Raw genomic sequence first — 15,318 nt, 5'->3', positions numbered from 1 at the left:
GCATGACGTAGTGGTATGCCACCGTGATCGTTAACATTGCGCTTCATTCCTGCCACTGCGACCGCCATGACCACCGCTCCCGCCGCGCTGACCGCCCACTACGCCGCCGAACTGGAGGCGATCCAGTCCCAGGGCCTGTTCAAGTCCGAGCGCATCATTACCGGCCCGCAGTCGGCCCAGATCACCCTGGCCGATGGCCGCCGCGTGCTGAATTTCTGCGCCAACAACTACCTGGGCCTGGCCGACCACCCGGACATCATCCAGGCCGCCAAGGACGCCCTGGACACGCATGGCTTCGGCATGGCCTCGGTGCGCTTCATCTGCGGCACCCAGGACCTGCATAAGCAGCTCGAACGCACCATCGCCGAGTTCTTCGGCACCGAAGACACCATCCTTTACGCGGCCTGCTTCGATGCCAACGGCGGTCTGTTCGAGCCACTGCTCGGCGAGCACGATGCGATTATCTCGGATGCGCTCAACCATGCTTCCATCATCGATGGCGTGCGCCTGTGCAAGGCCAAGCGTTTCCGTTACGCCAACTGCGACATGGCCGACCTGGAAGCGCAACTGCAGGCGGCCGACGCAGCAGGTTGCAAGACCAAGCTGATCACCAGCGACGGCGTGTTCTCGATGGACGGCTTCATCGCCCCGCTGGACGAAATCACCGCGCTCGCACGCAAATACAACGCGCTGGTGCACATCGACGAATGCCATGCCACCGGCTTCCTCGGCGCTACCGGCCGTGGCTCGGCCGAGGTCAAGGGCGTGCTGGACCAGATCGACATCTTCACCGGCACGCTGGGCAAGGCCATGGGCGGCGCACTGGGCGGCTTCACCACCGCCAAGCGCGAAGTGATCGAGCTGCTGCGCCAGCGCTCGCGTCCTTACCTGTTCTCCAACTCGTTGCCGCCGCACGTGGTGGCGGCCGGCATCAAGGCGTTCGAGATGCTCGACGCCGCCGGCGATCTGCGCACCCAGTTGGTCGAAAACACCACGTACTTTCGCGAGCGCATGACCACGGCCGGTTTCGACCTCAAACCCGGCGTGCATCCGATCAGCCCGGTGATGCTGTACGACGCACCGCTGGCGCAGCGGTTCGCCGAGCGCCTGCTGGAAGAAGGCATCTACGCCATCGGCTTCTTCTTCCCGGTGGTGCCCAAGGGGCAGGCGCGCATCCGCACCCAGATCAGCGCTGCGCATACGCGCGCGCATCTGGATCAAGCGATTGAGGCCTTCATCAAGATCGGGCGCGAACTCAAGGTCATCGAGGCCTGAGCATGCGCACGGCGCTGCGCCAACGGCTGCTGCTGGCGGCGCAGACCGATGCGCAGGCGCTGCTGCTGGACGGCCATTGGGACACCCGCTGCCTGCACTGCCGTCGCCACCTGCAGATCCGCGCCGATGGCGAACCGCTCGGACACACCACGCTGGAACATGTGGTGCCGCAGGCCTGGTTCGGCCGGCGTGCGGCGGCGGCGCTGTGCGCATTGGTGGGCGACGATGCCAACGATGCGCGCAACCTCGCGCTGGCCTGTGCCGGCTGCAATCACGCCAAAGGCCGTCGTCACGATGCCAACGGCGCTGGCGACGCACGCGCCGTTGAAGTGGTGAGCGCCTTGCTCAGCGCCCGGTTGGCGCGCTGGCGGGCGCCGGTGCCAGCGCCCTGACTTCCTCGGCACTGAGCATCCGCCACGCCCCCTTGCCCAACTCACCCAGTGCCAGCGGCCCGATCGCCACCCGCAGCAACCGCAGCACACCGATCTCCAGCGCTGCCAACAAACGGCGGATCTGTCGATTGCGGCCTTCGTCCAGCACGATTTCCAGCCAGGCATTGCGCTCGCCTTCGCGCAGCACGCTGACCCGCTTTGCGCGCAACAGCACACCATCGCCAGCAGGATCCTGATCGACCACACCGGCTTGAAGCTGCGCGAGTTGCTCCGCACTCGGGCGGCAGTCGATCTGCACGTGATAGGTCTTGTCCGGACCCGTAGCCGGATCGATCACCGTCGCCGCCCACTGCGGGTCGTTGCTGAACAGCAACAGGCCTTCGCTGGCCTTGTCCAGGCGCCCGACAGGCGCAATCCACGGCAACCCGGCGCCATCGAAACAGTGATACACCGTGTCCCTGCCCTGCTCATCGCGCGCCGTGGTGACCACGCCACGCGGTTTGTTGAGCATCAGATAGACCCGCGCAGGCCCGGCCAACGGCTGGCCATCGACGGCAATGCCGGCCTGCTGGTCGGCGCGGATCGGAAATTCCGGGTCGCGGATCACCCGCGCATCCACAGTGACCCGCCCATCGGCGATCCAGCGTGCCGCTTCGGTGCGCGAACACACGCCCAGCTTGGACAACACCCGCGCCAGCCCATGGCGTGGCGCGTCGGTGCCGGGCCCTGCAGCCGACGCACGCAACACCCGCGCCTGCGCTGCAGGACCACGCTTGCGCTGCCGGGACGTTGCCGGCGGAGGCCGCCGGGTCATGCCGTCCCGACCGCGCGGCTTACTTGTTTTCGACCGGCTTGGCGTCGGCCGCCGGTACGGGCGCCGCGGCCGCCGGCGCTGCGCCGGCAACAGGGCGAGCCTTGACCACGCGCACACCGCGCGCCTTCATCCAGGCGTCGAATTCTTCTGCCGTCATGCGCTTGCCGTTCTGGCTCATGTCGAAGCGCCACGGGGTGTTGTCGAACGCAGTAGTGGCCTTGTAAGCCGCCGGATCGTTCGGGTTGACGGTGCCGCCGGGCGGAATGACCTTGGCCAGATCCTGGCAGCCTTCCACGCGCAGGCGCAGCAACACGCGGTCCACCGACTGGTCGCTGCTATACGGCTGTGCCAGCACGCCGGTCGGCATGCCCAGCTGCACGCTGCGGGTGTAGAACTCGGCAGCGGCCGGTGCGATGACGGTAGCGGGCAACGGCAGCGGCTGGGACACCGTGCTGCCGGCGCAGTTCGGAGCGGCGTAAGCAGCAGGAATCAAAGCAAGACAGAGCAAACCTGCCGTGGCGGTACGCAGCATCGGGTTCTTCCAATTATGAGTGTGGTGTTGACGCGGCGAGTGTAGGCAGCGATGAACGCTGTTTCAACCGGAACCGTGCCTGGATGGCAACACAGACAGGTTTGGCGGCGACTCGACGCACTTTTCCTGGCCCTACAAAGACAAAACCCGGCGCGAGGCCGGGTTTTGTATGTAACAGCTAGCGGTCCAATTAGTTCTGGACGTTCAGCTCGGTACGACGGTTCTTCGCACGGCCTTCCGGATTGTCGGAACCATCCGGGTTGGCGTTCGGAGCAATCGGACGGCTCTCGCCGTAGCCGATCGGGCCAACCAGACGCGACGCATCAACGCCGTTCTTGGTCAGGTAGTCGTACACGGTGGTCGCACGACGCTCGGACAGCTTCTGGTTGTACGCGTCGGTACCCTTCGAGTCGGTGTGACCGGCAACCTCGACCTTCAGGTCGGGGTAACGCTTCAGGATCTCGGTCGCTTCGCTCAGGATGGACTGTGCGTCCGGACGCAGGGTCGACTTGTTGAAGTCGAAGTTCACGCCCTTCAGGTCGATCGAGACAGGAACCGGGCAACCGTCCGGACCGATGGTCTGGCCAGGCTGCGAAGCCGGGCACTTGTCGTCGCAGTTGTTGACGCCGTCACCGTCGTCATCCAGATCTGCGCAGCTCGGAGCAACCGGAGCCGGAGCCGGCGGCGGAGCGGTCGACGGAGCCGGTCCCAACGGGATCACGACGCCGACCGAAGCCAGCACGTCGCCGAACCAGTCTTCCTGCGGAGCAGCAACGCTCTGGTCGTTGAAGTCAGCGCGATAGGCCAACTCGGCACGCACGGCGACGCGCTTGTCGAAGGTGGTCTGCAGACCGACACCAGCCTTGGCGGCAAAGTTGCCGTCTTTCTGCTGGCCCGGCGAAACCGGGTTCGGGGTGGCATCGAATTCTTCTTCCGAACGCTGATAGCCCAGACCAAACAGCAGGTAGGGGTTCCAGCCGCGGCCTTCCTGGATGAAGTGGCGACGCAGGTCGAACGAGATGCCGTACTGGCTCCAGTTCTGGTCCTGGTTGGCATCGAAGTTCGGGTTCTGGTAGTTCAGTTCACCGTCGATCGACCAGTTGGGGCTAACGAACTTGCCCAGGCCCAGGGTCACGAACGGAGCATCATTGGTCAAACGATCGCTGTCCTGGAAGTTGAAGCCAGCGCCACCGGTCAGGTACCAACGGTCATCGAACTCCTGCGCGGATGCAGCCTGGGCAACTGCCAGACCGCCGAGCAACGCGGCAGTGAGAATTTTCTTGTTCATTTATACAGCTCCTTCTTTGGGAGATAAACCGATAGAGGCGTTGTTCTTGGTAAAGATGCTCGTCACATCCAGAGCCATCGGGGCGCAGATTAAGCCGGCTTCAGTGAAGATCACGTTAACGGTCATATAACATGTGAAAGTAATCACCAGGTCCCGCCATCCCACGCAATACTACGTATACAGTTTCATGAAGGATAGGACCGGGTACCCAGTTCGGACATCGCACCCGCATGAACCGCAGCCCAATTAAGCCAGTTGAATACGGTTCCAGGCTGCGTGCGTCTTCCTGTCCCGGACGTGATCGAAAACCACATTGGTGAACGCCAGGCCCTGTCCGAGCTGAATTGTGGGGTCGGTGGTTGCGAACGACTCGCTCCACAACGCACCCTGAACTTCCCGCTCAGGAGCGCCCGATGAAAGCCGTCGCCCTCACCCACCATCTTCCGATTGACGACCCCGAGTCTCTGCTTGACATGGATCTTCCAACGCCCGCAGCGCCGTTGGGATATGACTTATTGGTACGCGTGGAAGCGATCTCGGTGAATCCGGTCGACACCAAAGTGCGCGCGCCCAAGCCGCAGACCCTGCAGGCGCCGAAGATCCTGGGCTACGACGCAGCCGGGGTGATCGAGGCGGTCGGCCCGGAGGTGACGGCCTTTGCGGTTGGCGACGAGGTCTACTACGCCGGCGATATCGGGCGGCCGGGCAGCAACGCGCAGTACCAGTTGGTGGACGCACGCATCGCCGGGTGCAAACCGACCTCGCTCAGCTTCGCGCAGGCGGCGGCGCTGCCGCTGACCACCCTGACCGCGTGGGAGCTGCTGTTCCAGCGCATGCCGTTCGCCTTCGACGGCGCACGCAACCGTGGCAGACACCTATTGATCATCGGCGGCGCCGGCGGCGTGGGCTCCATCGCGATCCAGCTGGCGCGGCATGCCGGCTTCACGGTGATTGCCACCGCCTCGCGCCCCGAGAGCATCGAGTGGGTGCGACAGATGGGCGCGCAGCATGTGATCGATCATCACCAGCCGCTGCAGCCGCAATTGCAGGCGCTAGGGCTGGACACGGTGGACGCAGCGCTCAATCTGGCCGACACCGATCGCTACTGGCAGCAGTTGGGCGAGGTGCTGGCGCCGCAAGGGCATGTGGGCTTGATCGTGGAGCCGCGTGGGCCGCTGTCGATCGGCGACCCTTACAAATCCAAATGCATCGGCATCCATTGGGAACTGATGTTCACCCGCGCGCGCTACGCGACCGACGATATGGTCGAGCAGCACCGCATCCTCAACCGCGCTGCCAGCCTGATCGATGCCGGCGAACTGCGCACCACGCATACCGAAACGCTGTCGCCGATCAATGCGCAGCAGCTGCGCGAGGCGCATCGTCGGCTGGAAAGCGGCAGCACGATCGGCAAGTTGGTGCTGGCAGGCTGGTAATCGGCTGCTTTGGCTGGGTCCGCTGATGAGGCAGGCAGTGCGCGAAGAGCTGTTGCGTAGCGGGCGCGGTTGGTGCCGGCGGGAGCAACGGCATCTTGCCGACCGGCGCTTGCAGCCTTCGGCGGCCGCGTAAACGCGTAAGGGCTTGCCGCCAAGCCCGTTTGCCTGCATCGTGCGCACTCCGTACGCCAGCGTATCCATGTTATGTCGCCCGCCACCGGCCTGTCCGCTTCGCCTTATCCGCACCTGTTCACGCCGCTCGATCTGGGCTTCACGCAACTGCGCAACCGCGTCCTGATGGGCTCGATGCATACGGGTCTGGAAGACCGTGCGCGCGATTTCCCTAAATTGGCGGCGTATTTCGCCGAGCGCGCTGCCGGTGGCGTCGGCCTGATCGTCACCGGCGGGTTTTCGCCCAATGTGGTGGGCTGGCTCAAGCCGTTCGGCGGCAAGCTGTCGTGGCCATGGGAAGTGCGCCCGCATCGCCAGGTCACCCGCGCCGTCCACGCACACGGCGCCAAGATCTGCCTGCAATTGCTGCATGCCGGGCGCTATGCCTACCACCCGCTGTCGGTGGCGCCGTCCCGACTCAAGGCACCGATCAACCCGTTCACTCCGCGCGCCCTGTCGGCCGGCGCGGTGGACCGGCAGATCGCCGCGTACGCACGTGCCGCGCGGCTGGCACGCGAGGCCGGCTACGACGGCGTCGAGGTGATGGGGTCGGAAGGCTATCTGATCAACGAATTCACCGCCGCGCGCACCAACCAGCGCAGCGATGCCTGGGGCGGCGATGCCACCAAGCGCATGCGCTTTGCGGTGGAGATCGTGCGGCGCATCCGCGAGGCCTGCGGGCCGGACTTCATCATCATCTATCGGCTGTCGCTGGTGGATCTGGTCGAAGACGGCAATCAGTGGCAGGAAATCCTGGCGCAGGCGCAGGCGATCGAAGCGGCCGGCGCGACCATCATCAATTCCGGTATCGGCTGGCACGAGGCGCGCATTCCGACCATCGCCACCTCGGTGCCGCGCGCCGCCTTTGCCGGGGTCACCGCCAAACTCAAACCGCACCTGCGCATTCCGGTGGTGGCGACCAACCGCATCAACATGCCGGAAGTGGCCGAACGCATCCTGGCCGACGGTGCCGCAGACATGGTGTCGCTGGCACGGCCATTACTGGCCGACCCCCAGTGGACCAACAAGGCGCGCGCCGGGCAGTCGCACACCATCAATACGTGTATCGCCTGCAACCAGGCCTGCCTGGATCACGTGTTCGACAACAAGCTGGCCACTTGCCTGGTCAACCCACGCGCCGCACACGAAACCGAACTCAACTACACGCCAACCACCACGCCCAAGCGCATTGCGGTGGTCGGCGCCGGCCCGGCGGGGCTGGCCTGCGCGACGGTGGCGGCAGAGCGTGGGCACAAGGTGACCTTGTTCGATGCAAGCGATGCGATCGGCGGGCAGTTCAATGTCGCCAGGCGCATTCCGGGCAAGGAAGAATTCAACGAAACCTTGCGCTATTTCGGCCACCGCATCGAAGCGACCGGCGTGCAGCTGCGTCTGAACACGCGGGTGCAGGCGGCCGATCTGAAGGACTTCGACGAGATCGTGCTGGCAACCGGTATCGAGCCGCGCAAGGTGGACTTCCCCGGCGCCGATCATCCGATGGTGGTGAGCTATCTCGATGTGGTGCTGGGCCGCCATGTGGCCGCCGACAAGGTGGCGATCATCGGCGCCGGCGGCATCGGGTTCGATGTGGGCGAATTCCTGGTGCACACCGGCGAATCGCCATCGCTGGACCCGCAACGCTGGATGGCCGAATGGGGCGTGGATCCGAGCTTCGAAGCACGCGGTGCATTGGCCAAACCGCAGCCCGAGCGCCCTGCCCGCCAGGTCTGGTTGTTGCAGCGCAGCCCCGGCAAGCCCGGTACGCGCCTGGGCAAGACCACCGGCTGGATCCACCGTGCCACGCTCAAGGCCAAGGGCGTGAAGATGCTCGGTGGCGTGGAGTATCTGGGCGTGGACGATGCCGGCCTGCGCATTCGCGTGGAGGGCAGCGAGCAACTGCTCGATGTCGGCACGGTGGTGGTGTGCGCCGGGCAGGAGCCGCGCCGCGAGTTGCTGGCCGCGCTGCAGGCAAACGGCCAGCAGCCGCACCTGATCGGCGGTGCCGACGTGGCTGCCGAACTGGATGCCAAACGCGCAATCAACCAGGCGTGCCGGCTGGCAGCAACGCTGTAACGCGTGCGCAGCGATAGCGGCGTCTGCGAATCCGTCGCTGCGATTCGGATTTGCCGCACTGCTCACTTCTACGCGGCAGGTCGCAGCAAACACGCCCGCTGATGCCGTCGGGCGGCGGCACGGGCGGCGTTCTTTTCCTGTCGCGCGGCTCGGCTACAACCCCGCATGTCTTCGCCACCGACCGCACTGCCCTCTGTCCTGCCGCCGGCTGCCTTGCTGGCCTACGCGGCAGCGCATTTCGGCAAGAGCCTGCTCTGGTACACCGGCGAATTGTTGCTGATTTTTGCATTCACCGAACATGTCGGGCTGTCGGACTGCTGCTGAGCGTTTGCGGCCACCGCGCCGGCGCGCACCACTATCTGACCTGGGCAATGGCGCTGGGCCCGATTGTGCGCGGTGCTACATGCCGGTTGATCGCTTGCACCGCGCACATCGTTGCGCTGTTTTACAGGCCAAACGGTGCTACCGGCTCGCGGTTGACGCAGTCTTCTTGGTTGCGTTGCGAACCTGAAGTGTTGCGATTCGAATTGCCTTGGAGAACTGAAAAACGCAACCCTTGCTTGTTCGCGCTTCAGAGAAGTCAGTTGACACTTACGGGTTATACGTGGAAACGCGCATTGGTAAGGTTTGATTACCACCTCTGCGTCGCATCGGCGGCGTTCTGCGATGGGATCTAGCAACGCTATACGAATTAGCGTTTAACCACCGATGGTTTTCAGCGTGCCCGCAGAGTCCTGGCTGCAGGATATGTCGCGTTTTCTGCAACAACGACATGCAGTGCAGCTTCTCTGCGCTTGTGTGCAGTGTGCGCTTTCTCGCCCCTGCACTTTTTCTACACCTTTGCACTACTGCACGCGCAAACACACTGCCAGGAAGAATCATCGCGATGCGATGCATCACCACTACGCCGCAAGATCGACATCGCTTTTAGAACATCATGCCGCGATGGTAATCACGCCATCCTCGGCAGACAGCGCTTTGATGCGCACTGCGCCAGTCGTGCAACAGACACCGCGCAAGCATTTTTGCACCTTGCAGTTCTACCATTTTTCTCTGGCTCCGCTAGCTTGTGTATCGCTCGCGCATCGAGGCGAAGCGAGGCGCTATGGCAGCCTGCAATACACGTTGCGCAAACACGCGCAACGTGACGAGCATGTGGAGCCACACGAAAGACCCTGCAATCAAGCCGATTTCGCGCTGTACACAGATGATCGAGCCAACACCACAATGCGATAGATCTCGTGCGATTTTAAAAAAACAGCGAAACACAGCAGTCGCCGTAACGATGCGACGCAGATTCATGCTGCGTTGCGCGGCGCAATGTCGCGTAGTGCCAAGCGCCGCGGGCAATCGCATTCATCGAACCCACTCATTCAGCCACGATTGTGTGACCGGCGCCTACCTTGCGCCAACTTTTTGACCTGCCGCATTTGGTGGGCACCTTCGGCAGATGTTCTTTCGCCGGAAACTTTGGCGACCCATTGCAGGCCGCCTCCCCATGACGCCAAGCCCTCTGCACTGGCGCATCCACGTTGGATGCTCTGCGGACCGGCCCATACGGAGCAAGGAGTTCTATGAAACTTGTTTGGATACTTTGGCTGTCGCACGTATTGCCGCAGCCAGCAGCAGATTCGTTGTGTTTGAGTACCACCGTCTATCTGGAAGCGCGCGACCAGACCTTGCGTGGTCAGCAGGCCGTTGCAGAAGTTGCATTGCGTCGCCTGGACAGTGGTTTGTGGGGCGATTCGATGTGCCAGGTGGTCACCGCGCGCAAGCAGTTCGCGCCGACGATCGTGGCGCCGGGCACGCAGCTGAAGAACGACGATGCCTGGAACAAGGCGTTGGACGTGGCACTGGCTGCGCAGCGCAACTGGGCACTTCCGGTGGGCCAACGCAAAGAGATCGTGCCGGGCGCCAGTCACTTTGCCGCCAGCGCAATTGCTAGCCCGAGCTGGCGCAATGCCTACCAGGTAGCCACCATCGGCGACCACACGTTCTACCGCGTGCAATCGCTGCGCCCGCGCAACGCGTCGTGAGCGCACTGCGGCGCGGCACCATCAGAACAGATGCCGCTGCTGACACGCGTTAGCACCAAGCTACGCTGATGACGCGCCTGACCCGCGCTGAGGCGCCGACATCGCAGCAGCATGGCGAAGACGGCCTCACGTAACGATCGATCAAGCACGGCACCATCCGGATCGCATATCGCCTCCGCCGCCCGTACGCGGCGCCAGCAGCGTTGCATGGGTCAAGCTGCCTTTCTCGTAGCCGACCCGGGGCAACGCGCCCGACCGCGCTGGTATTGGCGATGTCACTGAGACTGCCACGACCACACCAGTGGCGACGGCCCCACCCGGCGGCATCGCAGTGAAGCACCCGTGGACACCCGGCGCCGTGCTCCACAGAGCCTCATCCGCCGGCTAAACTAACGGCTTCATTCCCGTGTGGATCGTCCATGAAGCTGTATACCAAGCCCGGCGCCTGTTCGCTGGCAGATCACATCGTGTTGCGCTGGTCGGGCCTGCCGTTCGAGTTGAGTGTGGTCGATGCGGCGACGATGAAATCTCCCGAGTATCTGCGCCTGAATCCAGCCGGCGCCGTGCCGTTGTTGTTGGTCGATGATTGGGCGCTGACCCAGAATGCCGCCATCCTGAATTACATTGCCGATATCGCTCCGCTGACCGGCCTGTCCGGCGACGGCACCGCACGCAGCCGCGCCGAAATCAATCGCTGGATCGCCTTCGTCAATGCGGATGTGCACCCCGCGTTCAAGCCGATCTTCGGCAGCACCGCCTATCTGCAAGACCCCGCACTGATCGCGCGTAGCCAGGACGATGCACGCAGCAAATTGCGTACGCTGTACGAGCGCGCTGATGCGCACCTGCAAAGTCGCACCTGGATTGCCGGCGACAGTCACACCGGTGCAGATGCATATCTATTCGTCACCTTGCTGTGGGCGCAGAAGGTCGCTGTGAATCTGGATGGCTTGGACGCGCTGCAGGCGTTCATGCAACGCATGCTGGCCGATGCCGATGTGCAGGCCGCACTGAAGGCGGAAGGCCTGGCCTGACAGCGCAGGCATGCGCCAGAGGACGCGCAATAAAAAACGCCGGGCAATGCCCGGCGTTTTCATGACAGCAGTGACTGCGTCACTCAGCCCAGCAGGTGCGACACGCCGCTGCGCTCTTCTTCCAGCTCGGCCAGGGTCTTGTCGATGTACTTCTGGCTGAAGTCGTCGATCGGCAGATCCTTGACGATGGTGTACTTGCCGTTTGCGGTGGTGACCGGGAAGCCGAACATCACGCCTTCCGGAATGCCGTAGGAACCATCCGAGGGCACGCCCATGGTGACCCACTTGCCGTTGCTGCCCAGCACCCAGTCACGCACGTGATCGATGGCCGCATTGGCAGCCGACGCAGCCGAAGACAGGCCGCGCGCTTCGATGATCGCCGCGCCGCGCTTGCCGACGGTCGGGATGAAGGTGCCGGCGTTCCATTCCTGATCATTGATCGTATCGCCGATGGAGGCGCCGTCAGCGGTGGCGAAACGGTAGTCCGGGTACATGGTCGGGCTGTGGTTGCCCCACACCACCAGCTTCTCGATGCCGCCGACCGGCTTGCCGAGCTTGGCCGAGAGCTGGCTCAACGCGCGGTTGTGGTCCAGGCGCAGCATCGCGGTGAAATTCTTCGGGTCCAGGTCCGGCGCCGACTTCATCGCGATATAGGCGTTGGTGTTGGCCGGGTTGCCGACCACCAGCACCTTCACGTCACGCTTGGCGACCTTGTTCAACGCCGCGCCCTGCGCGGTGAAGATCTCCGCATTGGCCAGCAGCAGGTCCTTGCGCTCCATGCCCGGGCCGCGCGGACGCGAACCGACCAGCAGGGCGACATCGACGTCCTTGAACGCCACTTCGGCGTCGTCGGTACCGACCATGCCGGCCAGCAGCGGGAATGCGCAGTCTTCCAGTTCCATCATCACGCCCTTGAGGGCGGCCTGGGCCTTCTCGATCGGCAGTTCAAGCAACTGCAGAATGACCGGCTGGTCCTTGCCCAGCATTTCGCCGGAGGCGATGCGGAACAGCAGGGCATAGCCGATCTGGCCGGCAGCGCCGGTCACAGCAACACGAACAGGTGCTTTCATGGGGTGTTTCCTCTGCTAATAAAGCGTTGGTGGGGGTGGCGCGCTGGCGTGGCACACGGCCTGGCGGCGCGTTTTGACAAGCGAACGGCCGCACATGGCGGCCGTTCGATGGGGTGCGATCAGGCGGCGAGGATCTTGTTCCACTCCGCAACGCGGTCGGCCTTGGCGGCCAGCACAGCGTCGGTATCGCCTTCGATGGTGAGCGTGTTGATGGTGTCGCCCTGGGCAACGCTGTCCACCACGTCCAGGCCCTGGGTGACCTTGCCGAACACGGTGTGCTTGCCGTCCAGCCACGGAGTGGCGGTGTGGGTGATGAAGAACTGGCTGCCGTTGGTATTCGGGCCGGCATTGGCCATGGACAGCACGCCGCGGTCGTGGCCGACGCCGTTATTGGCTTCGTCCTCGAAGCGGTAGCCGGGGCCGCCGCGGCCGGAACCTTCCGGGCAGCCGCCCTGGATCATGAAATCGGCGATGACACGGTGGAAGCTCAGCCCGTTGTAGAAGCCGCGCTTGGCCAGGTTAACGAAGTTGGCAACGGTCAGCGGCGCCTTCTCCGGGTACAGCTCGACGACGATCGGGCCGCGGGACGTGTCGAAATTGGCGATCAGGGACATGGAAATCCTTGCAGGTTCTGGGGTGATCAACAGCCCGTTAGGATACACCCGGGCGCGTAGGCGGCCGTGCAGTTACGACCATGGTCCAAGGCCGTTGCCGGCCGCCGGATCGTGGTGCCGTCACGCTGCCTGAATGGGCGATCTGAATCGACTTCAGGCAATCCGCAACGGCAGCGCAACGAAACCGCTATAATGTTGGGCTTACCTCATCTCAAGACTGGCGCCAGACAGGGGCCCTTTCCGCATGTCTATCGAAAAACTCCGCAATATCGCCATCGTCGCGCACGTTGACCATGGCAAAACCACCCTCGTCGACTGCCTGCTGAAGCAGTCCGGCACCCTGTCCGAACGCACCGTGTTGGCTGAGCGCGTGATGGACAGCAACGATCAGGAAAAGGAACGTGGCATCACGATCCTGGCCAAGAACACGGCCATCACCTGGAACGGCAACCGCATCAACATCGTCGACACCCCGGGACACGCCGACTTCGGTGGCGAAGTCGAGCGCGTGCTGTCGATGGTGGACTCGGTGCTGATCCTGGTCGACGCGATGGACGGCCCGATGCCGCAGACCCGCTTCGTGACCCAGAAGGCCTTCGCGATGGGCTTCAAGCCGATCGTGGTGGTCAACAAGATCGACCGCCCCGGCGCACGCCCGGACTGGGTGATCGACCAGGTGTTCGACCTGTTCGACAAGCTCGGCGCAACCGACGAGCAGCTGGACTTCCCGATCGTCTACACCTCCGCGTTGAACGGCTACGCCAGCCTGGATTCGGACGTGCGCGACGGCGACATGACCCCGCTGTACGAAGCGATCATGCAGCACGTATCGGCCCCGGACGTTGACCCGGACGGCCCGTTCCAGATGCGCATCAGCCAGCTGGACTACAACAACTTCGTCGGCGTGATCGGCATCGGCCGCATCCAGCGCGGCGTGCTGAAGAAGAACATGCCGGTCAGCGTGATCGACCGCGAAGGCAAGAAGCGTCAGGGCAAGGTGCTGCAGGTGCTGGGCTTCCTTGGCCTGGAACGCATCGAGCAGGACACCGCCGAAGCCGGCGACATCGTGGCCATCTCCGGCGTGGCCGAGCTGACCATTTCCGACACCGTGTGCGCGCTCGATCACCCCGAATCGCTGCCGGCGCTGACCGTGGACGAGCCCACCATCTCGATGACCTTCCAGGTCAACAACTCGCCGTTCGCCGGCAACAAGGACCTGTCCGGCGGCAAGTTCCTGACCAGCCGCCAGCTGCGCGACCGTCTGGACCGCGAAAAGGTGCACAACGTGGCACTGAAGGTCGAGGAAGGTTCCGACGCCGACAAGTTCCTGGTCTCCGGCCGTGGCGAACTGCATCTCTCGGTGCTGATCGAAAACATGCGTCGCGAAGGCTACGAGCTGGCCGTGTCGCGCCCGGAAGTCATCATCAAGGAAATCGACGGCAAGCAGATGGAGCCGATCGAACAGCTGGTGGTGGACATCGAAGAACAGCACCAGGGCGGCGTGATGGAAAAGCTGGGCACCCGTAAGGGCCAGCTGAAGAACATGGAGCCGGACGGCAAGGGCCGCGTGCGTCTGGATTACATGATCCCGGCGCGTGGCCTGATCGGGTTCCAGAACGAATTCCGCACCCTGACCCAGGGCTCGGGCCTGCTGTTCCACGTGTTCGACCATTACGGCCCGAAGGAACAGGGCGCCATCGCCAAGCGCCAGAACGGCGTGATGATTGCCAATGCACCGGGCGCAACGCCGGCCTATGCACTGGGGCCGCTGGAAGAGCGTGGCCGTCTGTTCGCCGCTGAAGGCGACAACGTGTACGAAGGCCAGCTGATCGGTATCCACTCCAAGGACAACGATCTGACCGTCAATGCGATCAAGACCAAGCCGCTGACCAACATGCGCGCGTCGGGCAAGGACGATGCGATCAAGCTGACCCCGGCAATCAAGTACACGCTGGAGCAGGCGCTGGACTTCATCGAGGACGACGAGCTGGTGGAAGTCACCCCGAAGGAAATCCGCCTGCGCAAGAAGTTCCTGACCGAAAGCGACCGTAAGCGCGCTGGCCGTTCGGGCTGAGTTGTCAGGCCGGCACGCGTGAGCGCCAGACCCTACAGCCCGGATCCGCGCGCGCATCCGGGACTGCACGTGATCGCCTTGCTTGAGGCGGTCAAGGGAGCGCTTGCGCTGTTGGCGGCGACGGGCCTGGAAATTCTGGGCCCGCTCCCGCTGCAACATGCGGTCAGTACGCTGATCCGCCGTTTCAATCTGGACCCCGACCACGGCGCACTGCCGTCGTTGCTCAAGACCATCAGCCCCGATGCGGTGCATCTGGCCGCTGCTGCGATGCTGGCCTACGGCCTGCTGCATGTGGTGGAAGCCTGGGGTCTGTGGCGTGCCAAGGCCTGGGCCTCGGTACTGGGCTGCCTGTCGGCGGCCATCTATCTGCCCTTCGATATCTACGCCATCGTGCGTCACCCCGGCTGGACCGCCTGGGGCGTGCTGGCGATCAACCTGCTGGTGGTCGGCGTGCTGGCGCGCGACCTGGTGCGACGTCGCCGTCGCTGAGCCGCCCTGCCCGTCTGCGG

The 15,318-nt window shown here is 63.9% G+C and carries 14 protein-coding genes and 1 pseudogene; 9 read left to right on the top strand and 6 right to left on the bottom strand.

Annotated elements, in window-relative coordinates:
- Window positions 1–66: 66 nt before the first annotated feature.
- The gene (gene kbl, locus M3O59_RS05020; protein WP_116905557.1) at window positions 67–1,275 is read left to right on the top strand and encodes a glycine C-acetyltransferase; all 1,209 of its coding nucleotides are present in this window, start codon (window positions 67–69) and stop codon (window positions 1,273–1,275) included.
- A 2-nt stretch (window positions 1,276–1,277) separates the two neighbouring features.
- Window positions 1,278–1,667, top strand: coding sequence for an HNH endonuclease (locus M3O59_RS05015; RefSeq protein WP_064634219.1), 390 nt, complete (start codon window positions 1,278–1,280; stop codon window positions 1,665–1,667).
- On the opposite strand, the gene M3O59_RS05010 is transcribed toward M3O59_RS05015, so the two are convergent.
- The 3 genes from M3O59_RS05010 to M3O59_RS05000 form a co-directional block, all read right to left on the bottom strand.
- Window positions 1,621–2,481, bottom strand: a complete 861-nt coding sequence (locus tag M3O59_RS05010) for a pseudouridine synthase (RefSeq protein WP_116905556.1) — start codon at window positions 2,479–2,481, stop codon at window positions 1,621–1,623. The genes M3O59_RS05015 and M3O59_RS05010 overlap by 47 nt on opposite strands.
- A 19-nt stretch (window positions 2,482–2,500) precedes the next feature.
- Entirely contained in the window at window positions 2,501–3,013 is a 513-nt protein-coding gene (locus tag M3O59_RS05005; protein ID WP_064634217.1) for a hypothetical protein, read from the bottom strand.
- Window positions 3,014–3,203: 190 nt separating this feature from the next.
- A complete protein-coding gene (locus M3O59_RS05000; RefSeq protein WP_064634216.1) occupies window positions 3,204–4,301 on the bottom strand; it encodes an OmpA family protein in 1,098 nt (365 codons plus the stop codon).
- 413 nt (window positions 4,302–4,714) lie between these two features.
- Here M3O59_RS05000 and M3O59_RS04995 point away from each other — a divergent pair, with 413 nt between their 5' ends.
- The 3 genes and pseudogenes from M3O59_RS04995 to M3O59_RS04985 all read left to right on the top strand — a co-directional run.
- Window positions 4,715–5,737, top strand: coding sequence for a zinc-binding alcohol dehydrogenase family protein (locus M3O59_RS04995; RefSeq protein WP_116905555.1), 1,023 nt, complete (start codon window positions 4,715–4,717; stop codon window positions 5,735–5,737).
- 204 nt (window positions 5,738–5,941) lie between these two features.
- The gene (locus M3O59_RS04990) at window positions 5,942–7,981 is read left to right on the top strand and encodes an NADPH-dependent 2,4-dienoyl-CoA reductase (RefSeq protein ID WP_116905554.1); all 2,040 of its coding nucleotides are present in this window, start codon (window positions 5,942–5,944) and stop codon (window positions 7,979–7,981) included.
- Between the two features lie 165 nt (window positions 7,982–8,146).
- Window positions 8,147–8,293 (top strand): annotated as a pseudogene (locus M3O59_RS04985) (MFS transporter); the annotation flags it as partial.
- Window positions 8,294–9,043: 750 nt separating this feature from the next.
- On the opposite strand, the gene M3O59_RS04980 reads toward M3O59_RS04985, so the two are convergent.
- On the bottom strand, window positions 9,044–9,283 hold the full coding sequence (locus M3O59_RS04980; RefSeq protein ID WP_147308473.1) for a hypothetical protein: 240 nt from the start codon (window positions 9,281–9,283) through the stop codon (window positions 9,044–9,046).
- A 272-nt stretch (window positions 9,284–9,555) separates the two neighbouring features.
- On the opposite strand from M3O59_RS04980, the gene M3O59_RS04975 reads away from it, so the two are divergent.
- Both M3O59_RS04975 and M3O59_RS04970 read left to right on the top strand, forming a co-directional pair.
- Window positions 9,556–10,017: a cell wall hydrolase gene (locus tag M3O59_RS04975; protein WP_064634213.1), complete on the top strand. Its 462-nt coding sequence runs from the start codon at window positions 9,556–9,558 to the stop codon at window positions 10,015–10,017.
- 419 nt (window positions 10,018–10,436) lie between these two features.
- A complete protein-coding gene (locus M3O59_RS04970; protein WP_116905553.1) occupies window positions 10,437–11,051 on the top strand; it encodes a glutathione binding-like protein in 615 nt (204 codons plus the stop codon).
- Between the two features lie 83 nt (window positions 11,052–11,134).
- Here the strand turns inward: M3O59_RS04970 and M3O59_RS04965 are convergent, their stop codons facing one another.
- Both M3O59_RS04965 and M3O59_RS04960 read right to left on the bottom strand, forming a co-directional pair.
- The gene (locus M3O59_RS04965; protein WP_116905552.1) at window positions 11,135–12,121 is read right to left on the bottom strand and encodes a malate dehydrogenase; all 987 of its coding nucleotides are present in this window, start codon (window positions 12,119–12,121) and stop codon (window positions 11,135–11,137) included.
- A 119-nt stretch (window positions 12,122–12,240) separates the two neighbouring features.
- Window positions 12,241–12,735 (bottom strand): peptidylprolyl isomerase, encoded by a 495-nt coding sequence (locus M3O59_RS04960; RefSeq protein ID WP_064634210.1) that lies wholly within the window; start codon window positions 12,733–12,735, stop codon window positions 12,241–12,243.
- 244 nt (window positions 12,736–12,979) lie between these two features.
- Between M3O59_RS04960 and typA the strand changes: the two genes are divergently transcribed.
- Together typA and M3O59_RS04950 are read left to right on the top strand one after the other, a co-directional pair.
- On the top strand, window positions 12,980–14,809 hold the full coding sequence (gene typA / locus M3O59_RS04955) for a translational GTPase TypA (RefSeq protein WP_064634209.1): 1,830 nt from the start codon (window positions 12,980–12,982) through the stop codon (window positions 14,807–14,809).
- 18 nt (window positions 14,810–14,827) lie between these two features.
- A complete protein-coding gene (locus tag M3O59_RS04950; RefSeq protein ID WP_064634208.1) occupies window positions 14,828–15,298 on the top strand; it encodes a DUF2127 domain-containing protein in 471 nt (156 codons plus the stop codon).
- The last annotated feature ends 20 nt before the right edge of the window (window positions 15,299–15,318 follow it).

This window comes from Xanthomonas nasturtii, from assembly GCF_023337365.3.
GTDB lineage: Bacteria > Pseudomonadota > Gammaproteobacteria > Xanthomonadales > Xanthomonadaceae > Xanthomonas > Xanthomonas nasturtii.
Note: the sequence above shows the minus strand (reverse complement) of the source record. Positions and strands in the feature narration are given on the sequence as shown.

Excerpts from the sequence above, each read along its gene's own strand:
- kbl (WP_116905557.1), top strand. The coding sequence starts at position 67 with ATGACCACCGCTCCCGCCGCGCTGACCGCCCACTACGCCGCCGAACTG.
- M3O59_RS05010 (WP_116905556.1), bottom strand. The coding sequence starts at position 2,481 with ATGACCCGGCGGCCTCCGCCGGCAACGTCCCGGCAGCGCAAGCGTGGT.
- M3O59_RS05005 (WP_064634217.1), bottom strand. The coding sequence starts at position 3,013 with ATGCTGCGTACCGCCACGGCAGGTTTGCTCTGTCTTGCTTTGATTCCT.
- M3O59_RS04975 (WP_064634213.1), top strand. The coding sequence starts at position 9,556 with ATGAAACTTGTTTGGATACTTTGGCTGTCGCACGTATTGCCGCAGCCA.
- typA (WP_064634209.1), top strand. The coding sequence starts at position 12,980 with ATGTCTATCGAAAAACTCCGCAATATCGCCATCGTCGCGCACGTTGAC.
- M3O59_RS05015 (WP_064634219.1), top strand. The coding sequence starts at position 1,278 with ATGCGCACGGCGCTGCGCCAACGGCTGCTGCTGGCGGCGCAGACCGAT.
- M3O59_RS04965 (WP_116905552.1), bottom strand. The coding sequence starts at position 12,121 with ATGAAAGCACCTGTTCGTGTTGCTGTGACCGGCGCTGCCGGCCAGATC.
- M3O59_RS04980 (WP_147308473.1), bottom strand. The coding sequence starts at position 9,283 with ATGAATCTGCGTCGCATCGTTACGGCGACTGCTGTGTTTCGCTGTTTT.
- M3O59_RS04995 (WP_116905555.1), top strand. The coding sequence starts at position 4,715 with ATGAAAGCCGTCGCCCTCACCCACCATCTTCCGATTGACGACCCCGAG.
- M3O59_RS04990 (WP_116905554.1), top strand. The coding sequence starts at position 5,942 with ATGTCGCCCGCCACCGGCCTGTCCGCTTCGCCTTATCCGCACCTGTTC.
- M3O59_RS05000 (WP_064634216.1), bottom strand. The coding sequence starts at position 4,301 with ATGAACAAGAAAATTCTCACTGCCGCGTTGCTCGGCGGTCTGGCAGTT.
- M3O59_RS04970 (WP_116905553.1), top strand. The coding sequence starts at position 10,437 with ATGAAGCTGTATACCAAGCCCGGCGCCTGTTCGCTGGCAGATCACATC.
- M3O59_RS04960 (WP_064634210.1), bottom strand. The coding sequence starts at position 12,735 with ATGTCCCTGATCGCCAATTTCGACACGTCCCGCGGCCCGATCGTCGTC.